General features: G+C 72.5%; 18 protein-coding genes and 1 pseudogene. 9 read left to right on the top strand and 10 right to left on the bottom strand.

Going from position 1 to position 23,378, the window contains the following annotated elements; genetic code table 11:
• The first annotated feature begins 2 nt into the window (after positions 1 to 2).
• Together WMF19_RS29495 and WMF19_RS29490 are read left to right on the top strand one after the other, a co-directional pair.
• Entirely contained in the window at positions 3 to 2,471 is a 2,469-nt protein-coding gene (locus tag WMF19_RS29495) for a SpoIIE family protein phosphatase (protein WP_437893400.1), read from the top strand.
• A gap of 223 nt (positions 2,472 to 2,694) precedes the next feature.
• Positions 2,695 to 4,197 (top strand): pyruvate kinase, encoded by a 1,503-nt coding sequence (locus WMF19_RS29490; RefSeq protein WP_437893399.1) that lies wholly within the window; start codon positions 2,695 to 2,697, stop codon positions 4,195 to 4,197.
• Between the two features lie 270 nt (positions 4,198 to 4,467).
• Here WMF19_RS29490 and WMF19_RS29485 read toward each other — a convergent pair whose 3' ends face one another.
• Entirely contained in the window at positions 4,468 to 5,142 is a 675-nt protein-coding gene (locus WMF19_RS29485; protein ID WP_437893398.1) for a hypothetical protein, read from the bottom strand.
• An 18-nt stretch (positions 5,143 to 5,160) separates the two neighbouring features.
• Between WMF19_RS29485 and WMF19_RS29480 the strand changes: the two genes are divergently transcribed.
• Positions 5,161 to 7,185: an ATP-binding cassette domain-containing protein gene (locus tag WMF19_RS29480; protein WP_437893397.1), complete on the top strand. Its 2,025-nt coding sequence runs from the start codon at positions 5,161 to 5,163 to the stop codon at positions 7,183 to 7,185.
• A gap of 37 nt (positions 7,186 to 7,222) precedes the next feature.
• Here WMF19_RS29480 and WMF19_RS29475 read toward each other — a convergent pair whose 3' ends face one another.
• Positions 7,223 to 7,828 (bottom strand): hypothetical protein, encoded by a 606-nt coding sequence (locus WMF19_RS29475; protein WP_437893395.1) that lies wholly within the window; start codon positions 7,826 to 7,828, stop codon positions 7,223 to 7,225.
• Between the two features lie 206 nt (positions 7,829 to 8,034).
• Between WMF19_RS29475 and WMF19_RS29470 the strand changes: the two genes are divergently transcribed.
• Genes WMF19_RS29470 through WMF19_RS29460 form a run of 3 tightly spaced genes read left to right on the top strand, consistent with a single transcriptional unit; the run spans position 8,035 to position 11,595 of the window.
• Entirely contained in the window at positions 8,035 to 8,985 is a 951-nt protein-coding gene (locus WMF19_RS29470; RefSeq protein WP_437893394.1) for a hypothetical protein, read from the top strand.
• A complete protein-coding gene (locus WMF19_RS29465; RefSeq protein WP_437893393.1) occupies positions 8,982 to 9,821 on the top strand; it encodes a S8 family peptidase in 840 nt (279 codons plus the stop codon). Before WMF19_RS29470 ends, WMF19_RS29465 begins: the two co-directional genes overlap by 4 nt.
• Positions 9,808 to 11,595, top strand: a complete 1,788-nt coding sequence (locus WMF19_RS29460; RefSeq protein ID WP_437893391.1) for a hypothetical protein — start codon at positions 9,808 to 9,810, stop codon at positions 11,593 to 11,595. Before WMF19_RS29465 ends, WMF19_RS29460 begins: the two co-directional genes overlap by 14 nt.
• A 74-nt stretch (positions 11,596 to 11,669) precedes the next feature.
• On the opposite strand, the gene WMF19_RS29455 is transcribed toward WMF19_RS29460, so the two are convergent.
• Complete coding sequence (locus WMF19_RS29455) at positions 11,670 to 12,590, bottom strand: transposase (protein WP_437893390.1); 921 nt, start codon at positions 12,588 to 12,590, stop codon at positions 11,670 to 11,672.
• A gap of 158 nt (positions 12,591 to 12,748) precedes the next feature.
• Positions 12,749 to 13,738 carry a LysR family transcriptional regulator gene (locus WMF19_RS29450; RefSeq protein WP_437893389.1) on the bottom strand — a complete coding sequence of 330 codons (990 nt, stop codon included), beginning with the start codon at positions 13,736 to 13,738 and terminating at the stop codon, positions 12,749 to 12,751.
• A gap of 5 nt (positions 13,739 to 13,743) precedes the next feature.
• On the opposite strand from WMF19_RS29450, the gene WMF19_RS29445 reads away from it, so the two are divergent.
• The gene (locus WMF19_RS29445; RefSeq protein ID WP_437893387.1) at positions 13,744 to 15,084 is read left to right on the top strand and encodes an Acg family FMN-binding oxidoreductase; all 1,341 of its coding nucleotides are present in this window, start codon (positions 13,744 to 13,746) and stop codon (positions 15,082 to 15,084) included.
• Between the two features lie 63 nt (positions 15,085 to 15,147).
• Here WMF19_RS29445 and WMF19_RS29440 read toward each other — a convergent pair whose 3' ends face one another.
• Positions 15,148 to 15,345: a hypothetical protein gene (locus WMF19_RS29440; RefSeq protein ID WP_437893386.1), complete on the bottom strand. Its 198-nt coding sequence runs from the start codon at positions 15,343 to 15,345 to the stop codon at positions 15,148 to 15,150.
• A gap of 584 nt (positions 15,346 to 15,929) precedes the next feature.
• Positions 15,930 to 16,613, bottom strand: a complete 684-nt coding sequence (locus WMF19_RS29435; RefSeq protein ID WP_437893385.1) for a TetR/AcrR family transcriptional regulator — start codon at positions 16,611 to 16,613, stop codon at positions 15,930 to 15,932.
• 36 nt (positions 16,614 to 16,649) lie between these two features.
• Here WMF19_RS29435 and WMF19_RS29430 point away from each other — a divergent pair, with 36 nt between their 5' ends.
• A complete protein-coding gene (locus WMF19_RS29430; RefSeq protein WP_437791107.1) occupies positions 16,650 to 17,114 on the top strand; it encodes a nuclear transport factor 2 family protein in 465 nt (154 codons plus the stop codon).
• A gap of 98 nt (positions 17,115 to 17,212) precedes the next feature.
• On the opposite strand, the pseudogene WMF19_RS29425 reads toward WMF19_RS29430, so the two are convergent.
• The 4 genes and pseudogenes from WMF19_RS29425 to WMF19_RS29410 form a co-directional block, all read right to left on the bottom strand.
• A pseudogene (locus tag WMF19_RS29425) lies at positions 17,213 to 17,389 on the bottom strand (two-component sensor histidine kinase); the annotation flags it as partial.
• 74 nt (positions 17,390 to 17,463) lie between these two features.
• Entirely contained in the window at positions 17,464 to 18,639 is a 1,176-nt protein-coding gene (locus tag WMF19_RS29420) for a lactonase family protein (RefSeq protein ID WP_437893384.1), read from the bottom strand.
• A gap of 721 nt (positions 18,640 to 19,360) precedes the next feature.
• Entirely contained in the window at positions 19,361 to 20,635 is a 1,275-nt protein-coding gene (locus tag WMF19_RS29415) for an IS91 family transposase (RefSeq protein ID WP_437893383.1), read from the bottom strand.
• Positions 20,636 to 20,641: 6 nt separating this feature from the next.
• The gene (locus WMF19_RS29410; protein WP_437893382.1) at positions 20,642 to 21,505 is read right to left on the bottom strand and encodes a tyrosine-type recombinase/integrase; all 864 of its coding nucleotides are present in this window, start codon (positions 21,503 to 21,505) and stop codon (positions 20,642 to 20,644) included.
• A gap of 799 nt (positions 21,506 to 22,304) precedes the next feature.
• Between WMF19_RS29410 and WMF19_RS29405 the strand changes: the two genes are divergently transcribed.
• Complete coding sequence (locus WMF19_RS29405; RefSeq protein WP_437893381.1) at positions 22,305 to 23,102, top strand: sensor histidine kinase; 798 nt, start codon at positions 22,305 to 22,307, stop codon at positions 23,100 to 23,102.
• The last annotated feature ends 276 nt before the right edge of the window (positions 23,103 to 23,378 follow it).

Here is a 23,378-nt window from a genome sequence, read left to right as displayed (position 1 = left end):
AGATGAAGAAGCGCCGGACGATCGCCCTCGTGATGGATTATGTGCGCGGCGAGTACCAATCCGCGCTGCGGATCGGGGTCGAGCGCGCCGCGGAGGCGCACGACGTCAACCTCGTGATCGCCGTCGGGGAGACGCTCTCCGCCCATGGTCCCTCCGAGGCCGCCCAGAACAGCATCTACCGCCTCGTCAGCGCGGAGGCGGTCGACGGCATCGTGGTCGCGTCGGCGACGCTGTGCAATTTCGTCGGCGCCGAGGGGGTGCAGCGCTTCTGCGAGGACTACGCGCCGATGCCCCTCTGCAGCATCGGGATCCCGCTGGAGGGCATCCCGAGCATCGTCGTGGACAACGGCCTCGGGATCGAGATGGCGGCCGGCCACCTGCTCGACGAGCACGCGTGCCGGCGCGTCGCGTACATCGGCGGGCCGGCCAACAACGAGGAGGCGAGGATCCGCGCCGGCGCGTTCCGCAAGGCGCTCGCCGCGCGCGCGATCCCGTACGACGAGCGCCTCGTCGCGAGCGGCCAGTTCACGATCGACACGGGCCGCGCCGCGATGGCCGAGATCCTGGACCGCGGGGTCGAGCTCGACGCCGTTGTCGCGGCGAACGACAACATGGCCCTCGGCGCGATCGAGCTCTTGAAGGCGCGTGGCCTCCACGTGCCGAGGGACATCCTGGTGTGCGGCTTCGACGACGTGGGCGTGGCGCGCTACGCGAAGCCGTCCTTGACGACGGTTCGCCAGCCGATCAAGCGGCTCGGGGAGATCGCGCTCGAGACGGTCGTGCGCATGCTCGACGGCGAGGCCGTCCCCGATCGGAACATGCAGCAGATCGAGCTCACGCGGCGCGAGTCCTGCGGCTGCGCGTACCAGGCGGTCGCGATGCGGCCGCTCACGAGCCCGCCGCGCCTCGGGGCGATGTCGCTCGGCGGCCGGCGCGACGAGCTGGAGCGCGCGCTCGAGCAGGCCGTGGGGATCCCGGCCGCGTCGCTCGACGGCTGGGCCGGCGGGCTCCTGTCGGCGCTGGAAGAGGAGCTCGAGGGCCACGAGGGGTGCTTCCTGCACGTGCTGGAGCGCGTCCTCGACACGGCCGGGCGCGAGGGGGTGTTCCTCGATCTGTTCCAGGGCGTGGTGACGCTCCTGCGCGCGCGGCTCCGGCGGCCTGTCGAGGACGGGGGCGACGCCGCCGTGAACGAGGCCCTGGAGCAGCTGTGGCATGCGTGCCGCGTCCTCATCGGGAGCGCGTCCGTGCGCGTCGAGGGGCGGCAGCGCCTCGACGTCGAGGTCGCCTCGATCGACCTGAGCTGGAGCGGGCGGTGGTTCTCGACGTGCCTGAGCTTGCCCCTGTTCCAGCGCATGCTGGCCTCGGAGATGCCGAGGCTGCACTTCACGCGCGCCGCCGTCTCGCTCTACGACGACGCCCAGCGAGCCACGCTGAAGACGCTCTTCCTGATGGAGGACGGCCGCGAGGTGGCGCCGCCGACCGAGAGCTTCCCGTCGCGCTCCCTGGCCCCTCCGGGGTTCCTGAGCTCGAGCGAGCGCAGGAGCGTCGTCGTGATGCCGCTCACCTTCGGTGACACGGAGTATTTCGGGGTGATGGCGCTGAACAGCGGCATGAACGAGATGGTCTACGACGCGCTGCGGCTCCAGATCGGCTCTGCGGTGAAGACCGTGGCGCTGCACCGGGAGATGGTGCGGCAGGTGGAGCTGCGCGAGCGGCTGGAGCAGGAGAGCGAGCGGCAGGAGACGGTGCTCGCGGCGCGCCTCCAGACGACGCTGGTGCCGGAGCACCTGCACATCGAGGGGCTGGAGCTCTCCGCGGCCATGACGCCGGCGGCCGAGGTGGGCGGCGACTACTACGATGTCATCGCGACGCCCGAGGGGGGGTGGCTCGGGATCGGCGACGTCGCGGGGCACGGGCTCGCTGCGGGGCTCGTGATGCTGATGATCCAGAGCATGGTGTCGGCGCTGACGAGCAGGGACCCGGGCGCGAGCCCGAGCGAGCTGCTCGCGGCGCTCAACAAGGCGCTCTACAAGAACGTGCGCGGCCGCCTGAAGCGGGACGAGCACGCGACGCTGCTCCTGCTCCGGTACGAGCGGGGCGGGCGGGTGACGTTCGCGGGGGCGCACGACGACATCATCGTGTGCTCGGCGCGCACGCGGCGGTGCGTGTGCATCCCGAGCTCGGGCGTCTGGATCGGCGTGTTGCCCGTCATCGACGAGGTGACGCGGGACGCCCACTTCGTCCTGGAGGACGGGGACATCCTCGTGCTCTACAGCGACGGCGTGACGGAGTCGCGCAACGCGCACCGCGAGCAGTTCGGGCTGGAGCGGCTCTGCACCGCCATCGAGGCCGTGCAGAGCGCGCCGGTCGAGGCGATCCGAGACAGGATCCTGAGGGAGGTCGAGGGGTGGTGCCCGAGCCCGGACGACGACATCACGGTCGTCGTGGCTCGGTACCGGGCGCCGGCGTAGCGCCGGGGGCTACGCTGCCTTGCCGTCGCGTCGTCCGACGCATGGCAGCGCTCGATGACGCTGCTGTGGAGGAACGGAGACGTTCCGTCCTCGCCCGCGCTCTTCCGGCGTGGGGCGCTGGACTGGTCTTGCGCGCGATGCTGGACTCACTGGCGCGGCGCGCGCCGCGCGTCGCGCCGCAGCGGACGTGAGGGTCCGCGCGCCGGAGCCCGGAGATCGCGCCATGGTTTATCCCGACTTGCAGGTTGTCGAGCGCGCCCTCGCCGCCGTCGAGGCGCTGCGTGCGAGCGCCATCGAGCACGAGCAGCGAAACCGGCACCTGATCGACGCGGTGCACCCGAAGCACCGAGCGGGAGCGACGAACCTGCTGCACTACCTCGCCGTCCGGCAGCAGGACATCCGCGAGCTGCAACGGCAGCTCGCGTCGCTCGGACTGAGCTCGCTGGGGCGCCTGGAGCGCTGTGCGCTGGCCTCCCTCGACGCCGTGCGCGGCGCGCTCGACGCGCTCGCGCGGCGCCCGGAGGTGCGGCCTCCCGGCGAGTCGCCCACCACGTTCGCCTCGGGGGGCGCGCTGCTCGAGGAGCACGCGCGGGTGCTGCTCGGGGAGGGGCGCCAGGGGCGAACGACGCGGGTGATGGTGACGCTGCCCGGGGACGCGCGGAAGGGCGAGCTGAAGCGGCTGCTCGAGGGCGGGATGGACGTCGCGCGGATCAACTGCGCGAAGGAGGACGCGGGCGCGTGGGCTGGGCTCATCGAGCGTCTCCGGGAGGCAGGACGGGAGACCGGGATCCGGTGCAAGGTCCTCTGCGACATCGCCGGGCCCAACCCGCGCGTGAGCAAGATCGACGGGGATCCGGCGCGCGTCACGCTGTCCGAGCCGGGTGAGCGGCCGTGGCTCTGGCTCTGCAAGGACGTGAAGCGGGCGCGCCCCTCGGCGGGCAGCACCGGCGCAGGGGAGGTGCTCGCGCTCGGTTGCACCATCCCGGAGGTCGTCGACGACCTCCGGCCCGGGCACCGGGTGTTCTACGACGACGGGCGGCTCGGGGGCACGGTCAAGCTCGTGACCGAGGGGGCCGCGCTCGTGGAGGTGGATTTCGCGCGCCAGGGCTCCGTGAAGCTGAAGCCAGGAAAGGGCCTGAACTTTCCGGACACCGAGCTCGGGATCCCGTCGCTCACGCCGAAGGATCTGGAGGATCTCGGCTTCATCGCGCGCCACGCGGACATGGTGGGGCTCTCGTTCGTTCGGTCTCCTTCCGATGTGGAGCGTATCCAGGCGGAGCTCGGCGCGCGCGAGGCCGCTCACCTGGGGATCGTCCTCAAGATCGAGACGACGCCTGGGTTCGCGCGGTTTCCGAGGCTCCTGCTCACGGCGATGCGCAGCGAGAACGTGGGGGTGATGCTGGCGCGCGGCGATATGGCCGTCGAGATGGGGTTCATGCGGCTGGCGGAGGTCCAGGAGGAGCTCCTGTGGCTCTGCGAGGCCGCGCTGGTCCCCGCGATCTGGGCGACGCAGGTCCTCGAGAGCCTGAACAAGACCGGCGTGCCGACCCGCGGGGAGGTGACGGACGCGGCGATGAGCTCGCGCGCGGAGTGCGTGATGCTCAACCAGGGTGAGAACATCGTCGCGACGGTCGCCTTCGTGGTCGACGTCCTGCGCCGGATGCACGAGCACCAGGACAAGAAGCGGGCGCTCATGCGGTCGCTCGGGGTCTCACGCCTCGACTGAGGCGTCGAGCCGACCCGGGTTGGGCGACCCGGGTTGGGGCGTCGAGCCGACCCGGTGGACCCGACCCGGGTTGGGGCGTCGAGCCGACCCGGGTTGGGGCGTCGAGCCGTCGAGCCGACTCGGGTTGGGGCGTCGATCCGGGTTGGAGGTCTGGGTCAACCCAACCTGGGTGGGCAGCCCGGGTGGGCAGCCGGGCAGCCCGGGTGGGCAGCCCGGTGGAGTGGGTAGCTCGCGGCAGCCAGCCAGCACGCCCGCCGGAGCCGCTCCGGCTCAGTCAACCGAAGGCACGGTGGCGTCGACCCGGGTTGGGAGCCCGCGCGCGCCCGCCGGCGCGCGGAACGCTGCGCCCGACAGCTCCCGCCGCATGCAGGTGGCCGCCTCGTCGTACCGGGGGTCGGACGCACTCCCGATGATCGTCGGCACCACGATATAGCCCTCGGCGTCGACGTTGAACTCCACCCGGATGGCGTCAGGCGGCAGCAGGCTCCCGCCCGGGCCGCGGCAGCGCTGTACGAGGTCCCAGTAGAGCTGCGCCCGCGCCGCCTTCTCGATCGCCGGGCTCGACATGTTGGCCTGCACCATGGGCGCGCCGATCTCGACGCGCGACCGGGGGACAGGGGCGGGGGCGGGCGCCGGCTCGGGCGGGAGCGCCGAGGGCGCTGGCAGGCCTGTGCTGGTGCCGATCTTCTCGACGCTCACGCCATCGGCCGGCCTGGGGGCGGCCTCCCGCGCTGCGGCGAGGATCTCCTCGAGCGCGTCTGGCTCGACGGAGCCCACCGCCGATGCGCTGTCCGTCCGGAGGCGGGCGCCGCGGTCGTCCAGCGACGCGGCGACGCCGCGCGTCCAGGGGGTGAGCACCCCGGCGTCGGTCCCCGCCGGCGGCGCGGGCGGCGGGCGCTCGCAGGCCGCGAGCAGCGGGAGCAGGACCACGACCGCGGTGCGCACGAGGAGAGGGTCGATCGAATGCGCGTCGCGCGCAACGGCGTCGGCAGTGTACCGTGGCGTCGCACGTCGATGCGCGCGCTCCTCGCGATCCTGCGGATCGGTCTTCGTTCGCTGCGCGAGGGGGGCGCGCCGCCCATGTCGTCGTCATCGGGAGGCGTGCGCGGCGCCTCGGCCAGCGCCGCCGCGCGCCTCGCCCTCGTCGTGGCTTTGTCGTCGCTCGCGGGCGCGCTGTCCGGCCTGCTCCCGGCGATCGCCGGCGTGGCCCTCGGCGCCGTCGCAGGGCGCGAGGCGCCGCCCTCGGGCGGCATCGGCGGCGCGCTCGCCCGGCTGCTCGCCGACGCACCGCCGGCGGCCGCGGTCCTCGCCGCGCTCGGCGCCACGCTCGTGTCCGCCTCCCTGGCGGTGCTCCCGGGCCGGAAGAGCTCGGAGCTCGGCGGCGACCTCACCGCCGCGCTCCGCGTCGCGCTCTTCCGGGCGGCGCTCTCCGCCTCGGCCCGCGACGTGGACGCCGCCGGGCGCGCGCTCGTCGCGGCGCAGGCGGCGGGGCCCGCGCCGCGGCCGCCGAGCGCCGGGCCCGCGCCGCCCGTCCGGGGCGCGGAGGTCGTGCGGCTCGCGATCGCGCGGGATGCCGGCCTCGTCGCCGATTTTGCGATCGCCGTCGCGACCGGCATGCCCCAGGCGCTCGCGACGCTCGCGGTCCTCGCCGGGTCGCTGGTCTCGAGCGGCATGGCGCTCGTCCTCGCGGGCGGCGCCGCGCTGTTCGCGGCCTCGCGCCTCGCGGCGGACCGGGCCTCGGGCCGCGTGGCGCGGGCGATGCGGGAGATGCAGCACGCCGACACGGCCGTCTTCGGCGCGGTGGGCGAGGCGCTGGCGGGAGCGGAGGACCTTCGCCTGCTCGGCGCGCGCGCCCAGGCCGAGGGAGAGCTCGCCGTGGCCGCGCGACGGGTCGCGGACGCTCGCCGCCGCTTCGGTCAGGCGCTCGCCGTCTCCGGCCAGATCAAGGGCTCGCTCGCGGCGCTCTCGCCGCTCGTCATCGTCGCCGCGCTCGCGGCCTCCCGCGGGGGCGCCGGCGCGGGCGAGGTCGGAGAGCTCCTGCTCGTGGTGCCGCTGCTGATGGCGCGCCTCGAGGCGCTCGACGCGCTCCGCGCCGGCTTCATCGAGCGCGCCCCCCTGCTGCGCGCGACGCTCGCGCTGCTGCGCCTCCCCGAGCACCCGCCGCGTCCCTCCGGCGGCCTCGCGGTGCACCTCGACGGCGAGGCGAGGCGCCCCCTGTCGATCGCCTTCGAGGGGGTCACGTTCACGCCGCCGGGCGCGAGCCGCCCCGTCCTCGACGGCGTGTCGCTCTCGATCCCGGCCGGAGCGGTGGTCGGCGTCTGCGGTCGCTCCGGCAGCGGCAAGTCGATGCTCCTGCGCCTGCTCCTGCGCCTCGACGATCCGTCGTCGGGCGCGATCGCCGTGGGCGGCGTGGATCTGCGGCAGATCCCGCCCGAGGAGCTCCCGCGGCTGTTCGGCGTGGTGGGGCAATCGACGCGGCTGTTCGAGCGGAGCATCGCGGACAACCTGGCGCTCGGCCTCGATCCCGCGCCCACGGAGGAGCGCATGCGCGAGGCGCTCCGCCGGGTAGAGCTCGACGAGCTCGCAGGCGCGCCGCCGGCGGAGGGCGAGGCGCGGCCCGCGCGCGGCCTCGCGACGGAGGTGCGCGCCTCACCGCCGAGCCTGTCGGGCGGTGAGGCGCGGCGGCTGCTGCTCGCGCGGGTGCTGCTGCGCGAGCCGCGGGTCTTCGTGCTGGACGAGCCGGAGGCGGGCCTGCCGGGCGCCACCGCCGAGGCGGTCCTCCGCACGGCGTGCGAGGTCGCCGCCGGGCGCACGGCCATCGTCGTGACCCACGCGCCGCACCTCCTCAGGTCGACGTTCAACGTGTTGCTCGACGGCGGTCGGGTCGCGGCGGTGGGCACACACGAATCCCTTCGCGAGAGCTCGCCGCTCTATCGGTCGCTTCTGGCCGAGGCGCTGCAGCGGTCCGCGAGCCCGGCGGCAGGCTGATGAAAGCGCGCGCGGTCACCCCGCTCGCGCGCGGAGGTCACGGATCGCAGGGGCCGCCTGCCCGCGCGGCCTGGCGGGCGAGATGCTCGGCGTCGATGGCAGCGCGGCGCGGCTCCTCGGGCACGTCCGCCGAGATTCCCAGCGGGCGGCCCGCGAGCCCTCGCGCGAGGCAAACGAGGATGGATACGGCCCCCCAGGCGAGCGCGAAGGCGACGCCTGCGTCGACGATCGCGCGGTAGGGCGGGGGCATCTGCCGCACGAGCAGGATGAGCGCCACGATGCCTGCGACGAGCGCCCACGTCGCGATCAGCCGACGGCGCGTCGCGTGGAGGAGCGCCATGCAGTAGAGCGGCGCAAGCGCCACGTGGAGGGGCCGCCCGTGCTCGGCGAGGTGGAGCGCGCGCGCGACGACCCGCGGCGAGAAGCGCTGCTGAAAGCCGCGGTACCCCTCGAAGTAGGCGATCGTGACCGTCCAGGCCGCGAGCAGGACGAGCTGTCCCGTCGTGAGCGCATGCACCGTCAGGATGCGCGCCGCCGTCGCGCCGAGACGACAGAGGGCCTCGATCAGGACGGCCACGACACCGAGGACACCCCACAGGACGACGGCGAGGCGACGCCGCCCCTCGCGGACGGGCGGGCTCATCGCGCCCGCGCCGGATCGAGGGGCCTCGCGCCCGTGGATCGCGCTCGAACGGCCGCGCGCGCGGACGAACGCTTCGGACGGTGCGCCGGACAGCCGAATCGCCGCATGTCGCTGCATGCTAGGAGAGGAGCTGGGTACGTCAACCGGATCTCACGGATGTCATGGCGGTTCGCTCCGGCGCGGTCCGGCGGTAGCATCGGTGTCCCATGCCGCTCGCCGACCGCTCCGCGCCGGGTGTCTCGCCCGCCCCGGCGCGGGCCCTCCCGCCCCACCCGCACGCGCTGCGCTCGCCGCTCGCGCCCTTCACGGCGCGCCTCCGCGACCTGCTCTCGACCGTTGAGTCGGCGGCGCTCCTCGGCGCGGTGGAGGCGCGGGTGCGCGGGCTCGGGGAGCACCTGCGCTTCGCGTGCCTCGCGATGCCGTGCTCGGAGGCGCTCGTCGCGCTCGAGATGGAAACGCTCGGGCGGCTCACGGTCCCTGTCGTCGCCGACGCGGTCGGCTTCCGCGCCCCGGGCGCGGAGCTGCCGCCGAGCGGCACCCCGTTCGCGTACCTGCTCGGTGGCGGCGGCGGGCACGCGGTGGAGCTGTCCGACGGCGATCCGATGATCGCGCCGCTCCGGCCGCTCCTGGCCGCCGCGCCGGCGTCCGCGATCTTCGTGCCGATCCGCGTCGGCGACGCGATCGTCGGCGGCGCCGCGCTGCTCTCGCACGAGGCGCCCCTCGGAGGGCGGGAGCTCGACATGGCCGAGCGTCTCGCCGAGGTCCTCGCGCTCACCGTGGAGTCGTTCCGCACCGAGCGTGTCGTCTTCGAGCTCTTCGCGCGCGCGATGCCCGACCTGCTCGCGCAGGCGCCAGGCCAGCCGGCGGCGGGGCCGGGCCGGCGGGGAGCGTCGGGCGCGGAGCCTCCCATCCCGGAAGGAGCGGCACCGCCGCCGACCTCGCTCCGCGCGGCGCTGGAGCGGCACATCCACGCGCTGCGCCTCACGCCCGAGTACCGCCGCCGCCTGGAGCTCGCTGCGGTGGTGGGGAGGCTCGCCGAGCGCGGCGAGGCGGAGGCCCGCCTGGCCCTCGACCTCCTCGCGCGGATCGACGCCTACGCGAGCGGCGCCGGCGATGCAGGGCAGCCGGCCTCCGCAGGGGAGGGGAGCGCCGCGTGACCACGGCTTCTCCGGCAGGACCGGGCGGCGAACTCCACGGTGCGCCACGCCCGAGCTCGCGAAGCGGCGCCGGCGTACGCGTCGCGCTGATCGACTCCGGCGTCGATGCCTCGCACCCCGCGCTGCGCGCAGCGGCGCTGCGGCACGTCGCCCTGGTCCAGCGCGGCGCTGGCGGCGGCGCGTACGGGGTCGCGCCGTGCGCTCCGGGAGATCTCAGCGGGCACGGGACGGCGTGCGCGGGCATCGTCCACCGCATGGCGCCCGCGGCCGAGATCACGAGCGTCCGCGCGCTCGGCGACGACGGGCGGTGCTCGCGTGACGGGCTCGTCGCCGCGCTGCGCTTCTGCGTCCGCGAGCGATTTTCTGTGGTCAACCTGAGCCTCGGCATCGACATCCCGAAGAACGCGCCGCTCCGCCCGGGCGACTACCGCTCGCTGGTCGAGCTCTACGAGGTCGCGGACGCCGCCTACACCGCGGAGGTCGTGCTCGTGGCCGCCGGCCCGAACGCGGCGGCGTTCCGCACCTATCCAGGGCGCTTCAAGTCGTTGATCGGCGTCGGTAGAGGTGCCTTCCAGGACCCAGAGGCGCTCCGGAGCGAGCTCACGCTCGACCACGAGATCCTCGCGCCCGGCGACGACGTGCTCGCGCCCGCGCCCTGCGGCGGCGAGCGGCGCTGGACCGGTACGTCGTTCGCGGCGCCCCACGTGACCGCGCACGTCGCGCGCATCCGCGCCGCCTGGCCGGAGCTCTCGATCGAGGCGGTGAAGGCGGCGCTGCACGGGCTCGCGCGCGGGGCGCGCGGCGAGGGGGCGGAGGAGCGCGGTGCTCCCGCTTGATCCGATCGACAGCGTGTCGCCGCTTTCGCGGCTGCTGCGGAGCGCGCCGGGCGCAGAGGTCCGCGCCGAGCTCGACCGTGTCGAGGCGCTCCTCGGTGTCGGCCGCGATCCTGCGGCGGCGGCGCTTCATGGCGGCCCGCTCGTCGCGGCGGCGCTCGGCTTTGGGCGCGGCGCGCTCGCGTTGCGTGAGGGGGCGCTGGACGCCGCCGTCCTGCACCTCGACGGCGCTGTCGCCGCGTTCGACCGAGAAGGGGCCACGGAGGCCCGTGACCTCGCGCGGTGCGAGGCGGCGCTTGCGCGCTTGCGCCGCGACGTACGATCGGCCTGTGCGTCCGCCATCGCGGAGCTCGACGCCATCGCGGCCGCAGGCGATCCCGGCCGCCGCGCTGCCGTCGTCGCCGCCCACTACCGCGGTACGGCCGAGCGGCTCCTCGGCGACGCGGCGGCTGCGCAGCGCACGCTGCTGTCGGCGCTGCGCCGCTCGGAGCCGTTCCTCGGCGAGCGCGCGCAGATCCTGAACTCGCTCGGCACGCTCTACGTGACCCTCGGCGCTCACGGCGCGGCCGAGGCGCTGCTCGAGCACGCGGCCGAGCTCCACCGCCGCCGCGGCGATTCCGTGGGCGAGGCGATCGCCTGCGGCCAGCTCGGCGCGGCGGCGCTCGGCCTCGGCGCCCTGGAGCGAGCCCGAGCCCCGCTCCAGCGACAGGAGTGGCTGTGCGCGCGCCTCGGCGACGCGTTCGGCCGCGCGCGCGCCCTCACGTTCCTCTCGGAGCTTGCGCTCGAGCTCGGCCGCGCCGACGACGCCCTCGCGCTGGCGACCTCCGCCCGCGACGTTGCCGAGCGCGCCGCGCCGCCGCTCCGAACCTGGGTCGCTTACGCTTCGAGGGCGATCGGGCGCGCGCGGCGGGATCTCGGCGATCCGGGCGCGGCGGCGGCGCTCGACGAGGCGGGCGCGCTCTTCCGCGCGCTCGGCCTTCCGCTCGGAGAGGCGCTCGCCGCCTGGGATCGCGCGTCGGCCGAGGCGCTCGCGCTCGCGGAGCCGGCGGACTGGTTCTCCGCCGCCTGGTCGCTCGGCTCGCTGGGTCTGTCCTCGCGGGTGGCGCAGCTGCTCCGGGAGCATCTGGAAATCGAGGAAGGGCAGCCGCTCCCGGAGACGGGGGGGCCGGCGCCGGATGGCGAGGCCCGCGAGCGGGCGCTCGCCGCGGCGGCGCAGACGTCGCCTCACGTGGCGATGCAGCGCGAGGTCGAGCTCGTTTACGATCGTCCCGACCACCTTGCCGCGATTGCCGCTCGCCGGACGGCGGCTCAGCGCAACCTCGGTCGGCTCGCAGCATTGACGCTCGCCCGGCCGGGGCTCATCGTCGCGGCGATCGCGGCATCGCCCCTCGGCACCCGTGGCCGCGCGCTCCCCCCCGAGCGCGCGATGGCGGTCTGCGTGGCCGACCTGCCCGGCTTCACGGTTTGGATCTGGCCGGCGGCCGCCACGCCAGCCGCCATCGGCAACGATCTAGCCGTGCTGCGCGCGACGCTGGGCGAGCCGCTGCGCGCAGCGCTGGCGCTCGCGCCGGCAGGGCGCGTACTGTGTCCGCCGTTCGCGGGCGACACCGGCGCGGAGCTCGATGCGGTCGAGCTCGTTGGTCTGATGGCGCTGCCCGCCGTGCTCGCGCCGGGCGAGCTTCGCCTGGATCCGCAGCTCGGCTGGGACGGCGACGCCCGCGCCAGCGTGGAGGCGCTGGGGTTTGTCGTCACGAACAACCCGAGCCACCCAGGTTGACCCGCGAGCCGCGTGCTACCTCAAGCTGCGCGCTACCTCACCCAGGTTGTCGCTACCCTTCCCCCTCGAAGCACCTACACCGTGAGCACGACATCGGCCGTGTTGGCGCCGTGAAACGTGCACATCCACCACGTTCCTGCCGGGAATACCACGCTGCGCACTCCGGCACGCCACCGATCGAGCGCCGCGCGGTACAAGGCGCGAAAACCGCGCACAGCGGCACGAGCCACGCGCCATGCGTCGCCCTGCTTGCGGCCGACAGCAAACGTCGGATTGCCAGAGCGCGGCGCCTCGAAGCTCGTGACGCGCTCATGAGGTGAGACCTTGCCGGCTTGCTCCGCGCCAAGGAAGCGGCGCCCTTGCTGCTTCACCTCCGCTTGCGCCTGCAATTCCTGCCTCTCGAGCTCGGCGGCGATGGCATGGCGAAAGTCTTCCGCGCGGTCATGGTCGATGGTCGGCGGCAGCGCGAGTGACAGTGTAGCTTCCTCCGGCCACTGTGGATTTTTCGGGTCGAAGTATGCGGCGGGACGCGCTGCGCACAACACGCCCAGGCCGATCTCGTCCACCTTCACCTTGGCGCCCGGCCACTCATGCGCATGCGGGACGAGTCCAGCGGCCACAGGGTTTGCGAGGACATAGGCGATCTTCTCCACGACCGCCGCGCGTGTCAGTAGCCGCACCACGCTCGTGGCTTCGTGGTCCCATACCGGCCCTTCCCACGCGCGAAGCACCTTCGTGCCCAGCGCGACGATGCGATGGAAGAACTGCAGGAAGCGCGGCAGAACGCCGTTCGCATCGGTCACGACGAGGTGCAGGTGCGTCGACATCGCGCAAAGCGCGTGGACGCTGATGCCGTAGCGACGGGTCGAGACCGCGAGGGCGTAGACCAAGAGCTGAGTGATGGCTGCATCGGGGCGAAAGAGGAGATGCCGGCGCAGGACGCGACGGGTGATCAGGTAGGTTGCGCCGGGCGCGATCTGGCGAGGCTGGCTCATGGTCGTACAGAACTCCAAGAGCCGTGCCGGCGATTGAGGTGAACGATTTCAAGTACTTACCCGTGCCGTCTGGTGGCGGCGCCATGTCGGACTGTGCTCAACCACCCCTGCGGTCGGGTCAATCTGGGTCGCCCTTCCGGTCAACCCCTGCGGTCGGGTCAATCTGGGTCGCCCTTCCGGTCAACCTGGGTCGGGTCAACCTGGTTGGGTCGGGTCCTCGGGTCAACCTGGTTGGGTCGGGTCCTCGCGCCCGCGCGGATCGCCTTGCTGAGCCAGGAGCGCAGCCAGCGATGGCCTGGATCGTCGTGCACGCGCTCGTGCCAGACAGCCGAAGATCGGTCCACGCCGAGCTCGACCGGAGGCCGGACCGCGCGTAGGCCGAAGGGCGTCGACAATGCCGCGACGGTCGCTGGACACGTCACCACGAGGTCCGAGGCCGCGATCAGGAAAGGCACCGTCACGAAGTGCTGGACCTGCGCGACGATTCGCCGGCGCCGCCCACGAGCTTCCAGCGCGCGATCGACCAGGCTGCCCGGCATGCCGTGCGGAGCGATCAGCACGTGCCCGAGCTCCAGATAGCGCTCCAGGGTCAGCCGCTGTGTCCCCGCAGGATGGTCGCTGCGCATCAGCGTCACGAATCGCTCCTCCGGCAAGCGCAGCTGTCGTGACGACGAGGGCACGAGGAACTCCGGGACGAACGCCAGATCCGCCGTTCCCCGCTCGAGCCGCCTCACGAAGTCCGCTTCGGCGCGGTCGACCTGCACCGTGATGTACGGCGCCTCGCGCGCCAGCATGGGCAAGAGCCGCGGCAGCGCAACCGCCTCCAGCAGGTCGTTGCCGAGCAGCACGAAGCGGCGCTCGGACGTCGCAGGGTCGAACGGCGCGCCGGCCTGGACCGCCGCTCGCAGGCTCGCGAGCGCCTGAGCCAGCGGATCGGCGAGCGCCTCGGCGCGCGGCGTGAGGGCGAGCAGCGGCCGCCCCGGAGCGAGCAGCGCATCGCCGAAGAACTCGCGCAGCCGTCCGAGCCGCTGGCTCGCAGCCGACTGCGTGATGCCGAGCCGCTTCGCAGCGCGCGTCACGTGCCGCTCGCGCAGCAGCACGTCAAGCGCGAGCAGGAGATTCAGGTCGTCGGGGAGCGCCTCGATCATTAGATTTGCTAATACATCATAGTAGAGCGATAGCCTGTACTAATCGTTCGAACCGCCTCAATCTCTGGGCAATGGCCGTCGCTCGCGGAGCCCGGCCAGACGTCCTCTGGAGGATGGAGCGCATCATGGAGAGGAAACTCAAGGTCTCGCGGCGGCGCCTGCTGGAAGGCGTCGCGACGCTCGCCGTGGCCGCGGGAGCGGGCTGGTACGCGGCCGGTCGGGGTGTGTTCGACGCTCGGACGGGCGCGCCGTTCGCGCCGTGGACCGCGTTCCGCGGGCAGCGCGGCGGCGAGCTCGCCGAGCTCGTGCGCGCGGCGGTGCTCGCCGCGAGCCCGCACAACACGCAACCCTGGCTGTTCGAGGTCCACCCGGATCGCATCGACGTGTTCTCGGACAGGTCTCGATCGCTCGGCACCATGGATCCGTTCCTGCGCGAGATGCACATAGGGCTTGGTTGCGCGATCGAGAACCTGGCGCTCGCGGCGGGTTCAATGGGATGGGCGCCCCGCGTCGAGCTCGAAGCCGGTCATCTCCGGGGCTCCGACCCGGAGGGGGCGCGCGCTCTCGAGCGCGCGGCGCCGCGGGCGATCCGGGTGGCGAGCGTCCGGATCGAGCCAGGCGCAGCGGAGTCCCCGCTCGCGGAGGTCATCGCACGGCGACACACGAACCGCGGCCCGTACCAGGCGCAGCGTGTGCCGGTATCGGCGCTCCAGGAGCTCTCGCGCCTGAGCGAAGCGGGCTCGGACGGTGAGATCGTCTGGTTGGAGCGCCCCGATCAGCGCGAGAGCTTCGCCGCTCATACGCTGCGCGCCACCGAGACCATCATCCGCGACGCGGCGATGGTGCGGGACAGCGACGCGTGGTTCAGGCTGGCGCCGGAGGCGGTACCGAGCCATCGGGACGGGCTGACCCTCGATGTGATGGGGCTGGGTCCGCTGCTCACCGCGGCGGTCAAGCTGCTGCCGCGTCCGTCGGCGGAGCAGATGCACGACGACTGGCTCCGCGTCACCCGCGAGGTCCATCTCGCCGGCGATCCCGCCATCGGCGTCATCGCGGTCCGCGACCGCTACGACCTGGGCTCGACGCTCCGCGCCGGGCGCCTGTGGCAACGCATGCATCTCTGGGCGACCGCGCGCGGCATCGCGATGCACCCGCTGAACCAGGTGCCGGAGATCATCGACCGGGAGCGTATGCTCGGACGAGCACCGGCAATGGAGCGCTCGTTCACCGAGGCGCTCGGCCTGGGCGACCGGCAGCTCACCTTCGCGTTCCGGCTGGGCTTCCCGGAGCGAGAGGGCGTATGCGGCCCGCGCCGCGCCGCGGAGGAGGTGATCCGCGCCGCGTGAGCGCCGCGCCCCGGTTGGCGTGCTGACCCAGGGCGGCAAACCCTGGACACCGAGGGACGACCGTCACCTCACGGCGATGCCCTGGGCGCCGCCTCCAGGCGTCAATCCACCCGCCTCGCCTCGCGGGATCAGGCCGCCGTCGCGGCTCACCTGGAATGCCGCGATCGTCCCGGCGCCAGCGTTGAGGGTGTACAGAAAGCGGTCGTCGCGCGTCATCGTGAGGTCGATCGGCGCCGTTCCGGTGGGGAACGAGGCGGACACGCCGTCGTCGAGCAGCGTCAGCGCGCCACGCGCGTCGACCTGGAGCCCGGAAAGCGTGTTGCTGCCCGTGTTGGCCGTGAAGACATAGCGGCTCCCAGGGGCGCCGGCGATCCAGCAGGTCGCCTGCTGGAAGGTGTCGACCGTGTCGATTGGACCCCTTGCCCGCCACGACCGGCACCTCGCCGTCGGGAGAGAAGCCGATCTGACCCGGCGTAGCGCCGAGCGACGGCGGTGTCGTGCCGCCGAGGCCGAGATCGCGGCTCGACCCGTCGAGCGGGACGAGGGATCGACGGCGCCTCCGCTGGCGTTGACCGCTCCACCGGCGGTTGGGGCAGCGCGTCGAGCGGGACGAGGGATCGCAGCCCCAACCTGGGGTCGCAGCCCCAACCTCGCAGCCCCAACCTGGGTCGCCGCAGCCCCAACCTGGGTCGCCGCAGCCCCAACCTGGGTCGCAGCCGGGGCAGCGGGTCGCAGCCCCAACCTGGGTCACAGCCCCAACCTGGGTCAGGTCGCCCGCCGGGTCGCCGCGGCGCCGCCTCGTTCTTGCGGAGGAGCGGCACGACCCACGCCGAGCTCGTCCAAGCCTATCGGCGCGCTCGGGTCGCTCGAGCGATCGATTCTCCGGCCGCGGCCGGTCGCATGCCGTCGAAGAGGATGGTCAGCGCGCGCTGCCGGAACGGTTCGCTCCACTCGTCGGTGATCGCCTCCTGGCAGATCGCCGCGAGCAGGGCGACCAGCTCGGCGGGGAGCAAGTCGTCGCGGACGGTGCCCGCCTCCTTGGCGCGTTCGAGCAGCAGATCGACGGCGGGCCGGAGGCGTGTCAGGGCGTCGCCGACACGGACCTGGACCCCGGTCTCGGCGAGTCGGGCGAACACGGCCCTGTTCTGGGCGCCGATCTCCATGACGCGGCCGCAGAACTCGAACAGGGCGGCGACAGCGTCAGGGTCGCCGACCATGGCGTCGGCTTCAGCGATGAGCCGGTCCAGCAGGTTCATCACCACGGCTTTGAGCAGTTCGGGTTTGGTCGGGAAGTGCCTGAACACGGTGCCGATCGCGACGCCGGCGCGCGCGGCCACGGCCTCTGTCGAGGCCGAGGCACCCTGCTCGGCGAACACCGCCTCGGCCGCCTCCAGGATGCGCGCGCGATTGCGGCGGGCGTCGGCGCGAACCGGTCGTTCACCGGCACCGCCGCCGGCGGGCGGCACACCGTCTCGATCCATCGGCACTCCGTTCTTGACAAAGTGAGTCGAACTCACCATGTTGATCATGAGTCAAACTCATCTTACTGTCAAGGAGCCTCCACCATGCCCCAGTCGACGACCGGCGCCGCGGGTCCTCTCACGATCTACCGGCGCATGCAGGAAGCACTCTTCGGGGACAGTCCCACTCTCCTCCCGGCCGAACTGCTGGCCGAGGACATCGTGGTCGAAACCCCGTTCTCCCCTCCTGGCATGCGACGTCACGAAGGCCGCGAGGCGTGGCTGGCGTTCTACGAGGCCAGGAGCGCGGTCCTGCCGGTGTGCTTCGACAGGTTCCGCGAGCTGGCCACCCATCAGACCGACGACCCCGAGGTCATCGTCGTCGAATACGAGCTCGGCGGGACGGTCACCACCACCGGCCTGCGCGCCTCGACGACCCTCATCGGCGTGCTGCGGGTCCGCGACGGCCTGATCAAGAGCTGGCGCGAGTACCAGGACGTCCTGGCGATCACGGAGGCGCTGAAACTGACGCCCGAGGACCTCGGCGGAACCGGCACGCCCGCCCCGTAACGCTCAGGTCTCCTTGGCCGCCTTGCGGCCGGTCTCCTCGGCCTGGTGCCTGCTGCGCCAGTGCGGCGCAGCTGCTTCTCCTCCGCCGGCTGCCTGAAGACGAGGGCGATGCGCACGCCACCGAGACGGCTGTGTCCGATGTCGAGGCTCTCGCCGGTGGTGGCGGACGCGGCGGACGATGTCGAGACCCAGACCGGTCGACCCGGCACCCGACGATCCCCTCGTCAGGGCTGCCCGGGATCCTCGATGCCCGGGCCACCGTCCTCGACGGCCAGGATCCGCCGCCGTTCACCCAACCTGGGTGGGTTGTCCAACCTGGGTCGGGTCGCCAGGTCGCCAGGAACGAGCCTCACCTCACAGCGATCCCCTGGGCGCCGCCTCCAGGCGTCAATCCACCCGCCTCGCCTCGCGGGATCAGGCCGCCGTCGCGGCTCACCTGGAATGCCGCGATCGTCCCGGCGCCGGCGTTGAGGGTGTACAGAAAGCGGCCGTCGCGCGTCATCGTGAGGTCGATCGGCGCCGTTCCGGTGGGGAACGAGGCGGACACGCCGTCGTCGAGCAGCGTCAGCGCGCCACGCGCGTCGACCTGGAGCCCGGAGAGCGTGTTGCTGCCCGTGTTGGCCGTGAAGACATAGCGGCTCCCAGGGGCGCCGGTGATCCAGCAGGTCGCCCGCTGGAAGGTGTCGACCGTATCGCTGATGACAGCGAGGCTCCCGTCGGGCCCGATTTTATACGAGGACACCACGCTCGTGTCGCCGGTCGCGGGCATGCCGTCGCCGCCGACCTCCGCCACGATGAGATGGCCGCGACGATCGAAGGTGAAATCGAACGGGACAAGGCCCCTGGAGATCGTCGTGACCGGCGCGTCGCTGGGCAGCCCGCGGCCGCTCATGGGGAACACCTGGAGCTGATTGGACCCCTTGCCCGCCACGACCAGCACCTCGCCGTCGGGAGAGAAGCCGATCTGACCCGGCGTAGCGCCGAGCGACGGCGGTGTCGTGCCGCCGAGGCCGAGATCGCGGCTCGACCCGTCGAGCGGGACGAGCTCGCCGCACGGGTTCACTTCAAAGCCGGCGATGTTGCCTTCGCCGCCCACGTTGAGGACATAGAGCAGGTCGCCGTGCGAGGCGACGCTCACCGGGAAGTCGCCGCCCGAGTCGACCACGTCGAGCAGCGTCAGGCCGTGCGGGCCGACGCGGAACATCGACACCTCGCTGCTGCCCGCGTTCACGGCGAACAGGAGCTTCCCGTCGTCGCTGAGGACGAGCGAGCCCTGGGATCCGAGCGCGTTGATCGGCCGGGTCGGCGCGCCGAGCCCTCCGGTCGCGTACGTGCCGGCATACGAGAGCGAGCCGTCCGCCGCCCGGTCATATTCCATCACGGAATTGCCGTCTCCGGCGTTGGTCATGACGAAGATCTGGCCGTGCCGGTGGACGCCGCTGCCGTGCGCCATGGCGTCGCCGGGCGCGCCCGCTGCGAAGAGACCGAAGCTCAGGGCCGTGATGCTCATCGTGCTGCGAAACATGAGAAAGCTCCTGGGGAATGGCGCCGCGAACCCAGCGGCGCGGGCTTGTCGGTGCGTCGATCGTCAAGGCGCATCTCCGTCGTGATGACGGGCACGGAGCGCCCGAACTCGCGGGCGCGCGGCTCTGCGCGCTCCGCCGGGCGGGTTCATCGGCTGCTACGCGGCAGCTCCTCCGCGGTTTCGCTGCCGTCGACCGGCCGGCTCCGGCGCGCCTCAGCCGTTCACCTGTGCGTCGAGCCGCCTGCGGCAGCCTGGTCGGCGCGCGTGCGTGACCCTGCCTCGCGTGACGAGGGGTCGACGACGCCTCCGCTGGTGTTGACCGCTCCGCCGGCGGTTGGGGCAGCAGGTCGCCGCCCCGCCCCCTGCCGCCCCAATGAATAGGCGTTTGCGGGACTGCGCCTGAGCAGCAGCGGCGGCGAGGTCCCGGCGCAGTCCCGCAAACGTCGGGTTGGACCGGGCCGGTTCGCGGCCGGGCGAGGCGGTCGCGAGGCCTATGGAGATCCTGCCCGAGAAGGCAGCAGAGGGCGGGCGTGGCGGGGCTCGCACGCGTGGTGCATCCCGCCGCCACGACGTTGGGCGCAGACGTGCCGAGGCAGAGCGCGGCGCCGACGGAGGCCCAGAAGCACGCACGCCGCCGACGTGGACGGCGCAGAAGGCGGATCGATCCCTGACCGCCGCGCAACGGAGGTGGTGTTGTTGCTCCTGCCCAGGCCAGCAATGCTCATGACGTGTCCGGAGGGGCAGCGGAAGAGGCGACGACGCACGACGGCAGCGGGCGGCGAGCCATCGCAGCCTGACCGCAGCGAGGACAGATGGACAGGTCGATCCCCGTGAGCTCGGCGAGCAGCGTGCACCAGTCGACCTTGACGACGTGGCGCGCAGAGGGCTCGTGCTCGTGAGAGCTGGCTTCCCGGTGCTCATCTCCCCCGACAGCGCACTGCCCTGCGTCTCGCGCCGCCAGGATCCTCGTGCGTGCCACCTCGAGCGTGGTGGTGGCGTGACACGCAGCCATCAAGCCGAAGTGTCGGATCTTCACGAAGCGATGAGGCAGCACGTGCAGCAGGAAGCGACGCAGAAACTCCTCTGCGGAGAGCGTCACGGTCTTGTCTCCGCGGGTCCGGAAGCACACGCCGCGCTCATCCATCCACCGCAGCCGGTGATTGGACAGCCCGACACGGTGGGTATAGCGACCGAGGTAAGCAAAGACCTGCTCGGGCCCAGCGAAGGGCGGCTTGGCGTACACCACCCAGGGTTTGCGGTAGAGCGCGCCGAGCAGCGCAGCGAAGGCAGCGGGGTTGGCCAGCGCGGCGGCCTCGCCGGTCAGGTCGAGCTCTCCTTGATCATAGGCCTGCCGGAGCGCGGCGAGCAACTTGCCACGGAAGAGCTTGCCGAGGACCTGCACAGGGAAGAGGTAGCCGCGCCGCCCCTCGATCCAGCGCGAGCCGTCGAGCGAGAGCCCACCGCCCGTGACGATGCAGTGCAGGTGCGGATGGAAGCTGAGATTGCGGCTCCAGGTGTGCAGCACGGCGGTGACACCGATGTCGGCGCCGAGCCGCCTGGGATCGCGGCCGAGCGTGAGCAGGGTCTGCGAGCCGCACTGGAAGAGCAGATCGAAGACCGTCTGCGGGTTGACGAGCGCCAGCGGGCGCAGCTCAGCCGGGAGCGTGAAGACGACGTGGAAGTAGTGCGTCGGCAGGATGCGCTGCTGCCGCTCGGCGATCCACCTGGCCTGGCTGAGGCTCTGGCACTTGGGACAGTGGCGGTTGCGGCAGGAGTTGTACGAGGGCTGCTCGTGGCCGCAGCTCGTGCACACGTCGACATGGCCGCCCAGCACCGCGGTCCTGCACGCGGCGATGTCGCGTAGGACCTTGCGCTGGGCGGCGGAGACGGCGTGGGCGCGCAGGTAGGCCTCGCCGTGGGCGCGGACGATATCCGCGACCTCGAGACGAGGCCTACCCGTCGCCGCGGGCCGCGGCGCCAGGCGATGCGGGTGCACGCGACCTCAGCCGAGCTTCTTCTTGGCCTCCTGGGTGCCGAGCACCTCGACCGGGCTGCGGGTGCGACCGACGTGAGCCTGGCTGACGCGGACGTAGCGGACGGTGGTGCGGATGGAGCGATGGCCGAGCAGGGCCTGGATGACGCGGATGTCGGTGCCGAGCTCGAGCAGGTGGGTGGCGAAGCTGTGCCGCAGCACGTGCGGGGTGACGCGCTTGTGCAGCTTGCAGCGCCTCGCCGCCTCGCGCAGCGCGTTGCGCACCGCCTCGTGCGAGATGACCGAGCCCTGCTTGCGACCCGGGAACAGCTCCGGTCCAGCGGGTCTCTCCGCCCGCCAGTAGATGCGCAGCGCGGTCAGCACGGGGGCGCTGAGCATCACGTACCGATCACGCCCGAGCTTGCCATTGCGGACGTGGATGAGGTTGCGCTTGCTGTCGACGTCCTCGACCCGCAGCGAGCAGACCTCATCGATCCGCAGACCGGCGCCGTACGCCGTCAGGACGATCGTGCGCTGCTTGACCGAGCCGATCGCGTTGAGCAGCGCCTCGACCTCGGTGCCGCTGAGGACCGGCGGCAGCTTCTGGGGTACCTTCGGCCAGGGGATCGCGACGGCGACCTCCGGACGCCCGAGCGTGGTGGCGTAGAGGAACTTGATCGCCGCCACGTACTGGTGCTGGGTCGCCTCCGCGATCTTTCGCTGCTCGGCGAGGTAGAGCAAAAACGCGCGCACCTCGTCGAGACCCATCTGCTGCGGCGGCTTGCGGTGGTAGGCTACGAAGGCCCGTGCGCAGCGGAGGTAATTGTCGCACGTCGACGGCTTGTATCGCCGCAGCTTCAGGTCTTCGGCCATTCGATCGCGGAGCTGTCCCATCGCTGCCCTCCTGGTGGACGCGGCGCCCGGGCAGGGGCGTCGCGAACGGCAGGGTGGGCAGGGAATGAGGCGGCGGGCGGCCAGTCCTGCGCGGCGCCGGGCTCTTTTTTCGCAATAAATACTGGCAAAATCCGCGCTGCGGCAGCAATGCCTGCCGTGACAACCGCAGCGAAGACAAGGATCCGAGCCGCGGCAGGAAACCGCGGCTCGGTATCCGCAATGCTTAACGGAGCAGGGCCCGCAGCAGCTTCTTGAGCCTCACGCCGAGCTCCTGCACCTCGTCCGCATCGCGCTCGCGGTCGCAGCAGTCATCGCGGTCGACCTCAGCAGGCACAGGAGCTGCCGCGAAGCGGCTTGGTCCAACCTGCGCCGGCGCCGCCCCAACCTGGGTCGGGTCGGGTCGGGTCGCCCCACCTGGCCGGGCCGCCCCAACCTGGGTCGCCGCCCCAACCTGGGTCGGGTCGCCGCCCCGCCGCCCCAACCTGGGTCGGCGCCCCGCCAACCTGGGTCGGGTCGCCGCCGGGGTCGCCGCCCCAACCTGGGTCGCCGCCCCAACCTGGGTCGGGTCGCTCCATCCCGGACGGACGTTCCTGGCATTGCCGCTCGCGGGCACCGGCGCTGCTTTTTGCGTACCTGAGCAACCGTTCGCCGGGCGCCACGACACACGGGCGCTCGGCAGCCCGGAGCCGGCGCGAGATGCGGCGGAAACCGTGCTTCTCCGAGGGCGGTGACGCATGGCATCGCCGATGCTTCGGACGCGATCGCGAAAGTCGATCCACTCTCCAACGGGAGTTGAACCATGCCCGTCTCGAACGCCCCTCTCACTGGAACCCCCGAAGCTCGCCGGCCCGCCCGCGCCTGCGAGCCCGACGCGGGCGCCAGTGTTCGGGACGAGTTCCTCACGCTCGCGTCACACGAGCTCCTGACGCCGCTGACCTCGCTCAACCTGCAGGTGCAGCGGATGAAGCGGCTGAGCGAGCAGCGTGCGGACGACGGGTCAACGTGGGTCGCCTCGCTCGAGGTCGTCGGCCGGCAGGTCAACCGGCTCACCCGGCTCTGCGATGACATGCTCCAGGCGATCAGGCTCCGAGCGGGCCCGCTCGATCCCGAGCGCGAGACCGTCGATCTCGGGGCGCTCGTCCGAGAGGTCATCGCGGGGCTCCCGGTGGAGCTCCGCTCCCCGTCCTCCACGATCTCCGTCGACGCGCCGGAGTGCATCGTCGGCCGCTGGGACCGCGAGCTGATGGAACGTCTCGTGTTCCACCTCGTCAAGAACGCCATCCAGTTCGGCGCGGGCCGGCCGATATCCATCGAGGTGAAGGCCTGTCCCGGCGGGGCGGAGCTCCTCGTCCGCGATCAAGGCGCGGGCATCGCGGAGGAGGACCAGGCCCGCATCTTCAGGTGCTTCGAGCGCGTGGGCGGCGTCGTGCACTTCGGCGGCATCGGGCTCGGGCTCTACATCGCGCGCGAGATCGTGCGCGCTCACGGCGGAACCATCGGCGTGGAGAGCTCGCCAGGCTGTGGCTCGACGTTCATGGTCGAGCTCCCCCTCGAGCCCGAGCCCGCCAGTCGGGCCACCCTCGCGCTCGCTCCCTGACATCGTCGCTCCTTCGACGCCCGCCCACGCGCCACGCCGGGAGCCGCCTTCCTCTACGAACAGGGGTTCTGGAGCGCGCTGAGCGACGTCCTCAGCCATGAGGCCGTGCTCGCGGTCCTGGATCACGGCACGTTCTTCCACCTGATTCCGGAGAACCCCAACGCCATGCACTGGATCGTCTCCTGGCTTCGCACGCTGTCCAGCGAGGGAGGGGGACGCGTCGCTCGTCAGCATCGAAGGATCGAAGGCGGCTCCCGGGAAGGAAAGGGCGGAGCG

Source organism: Sorangium sp. So ce124 (assembly GCF_051525235.1).
Taxonomy (GTDB): Bacteria; Myxococcota_A; Polyangia; order Polyangiales; family Polyangiaceae; genus Sorangium; species Sorangium atrum.
The sequence above is the reverse complement of the archived record's forward strand: the minus strand, read 5'-3'. Positions and strand labels throughout refer to the sequence as shown.

Excerpts from the sequence above, each read along its gene's own strand:
- WMF19_RS29495 (WP_437893400.1), top strand. The coding sequence starts at position 3 with ATGAAGAAGCGCCGGACGATCGCCCTCGTGATGGATTATGTGCGCGGC.
- WMF19_RS29490 (WP_437893399.1), top strand. The coding sequence starts at position 2,695 with ATGGTTTATCCCGACTTGCAGGTTGTCGAGCGCGCCCTCGCCGCCGTC.
- WMF19_RS29480 (WP_437893397.1), top strand. The coding sequence starts at position 5,161 with ATGCGCGTCGCGCGCAACGGCGTCGGCAGTGTACCGTGGCGTCGCACG.
- WMF19_RS29475 (WP_437893395.1), bottom strand. The coding sequence starts at position 7,828 with ATGAGCCCGCCCGTCCGCGAGGGGCGGCGTCGCCTCGCCGTCGTCCTG.
- WMF19_RS29470 (WP_437893394.1), top strand. The coding sequence starts at position 8,035 with ATGCCGCTCGCCGACCGCTCCGCGCCGGGTGTCTCGCCCGCCCCGGCG.
- WMF19_RS29455 (WP_437893390.1), bottom strand. The coding sequence starts at position 12,590 with ATGAGCCAGCCTCGCCAGATCGCGCCCGGCGCAACCTACCTGATCACC.
- WMF19_RS29450 (WP_437893389.1), bottom strand. The coding sequence starts at position 13,738 with ATGATCGAGGCGCTCCCCGACGACCTGAATCTCCTGCTCGCGCTTGAC.
- WMF19_RS29435 (WP_437893385.1), bottom strand. The coding sequence starts at position 16,613 with ATGATCAACATGGTGAGTTCGACTCACTTTGTCAAGAACGGAGTGCCG.
- WMF19_RS29430 (WP_437791107.1), top strand. The coding sequence starts at position 16,650 with ATGCCCCAGTCGACGACCGGCGCCGCGGGTCCTCTCACGATCTACCGG.
- WMF19_RS29420 (WP_437893384.1), bottom strand. The coding sequence starts at position 18,639 with ATGTTTCGCAGCACGATGAGCATCACGGCCCTGAGCTTCGGTCTCTTC.
- WMF19_RS29410 (WP_437893382.1), bottom strand. The coding sequence starts at position 21,505 with ATGGGACAGCTCCGCGATCGAATGGCCGAAGACCTGAAGCTGCGGCGA.
- WMF19_RS29405 (WP_437893381.1), top strand. The coding sequence starts at position 22,305 with ATGCCCGTCTCGAACGCCCCTCTCACTGGAACCCCCGAAGCTCGCCGG.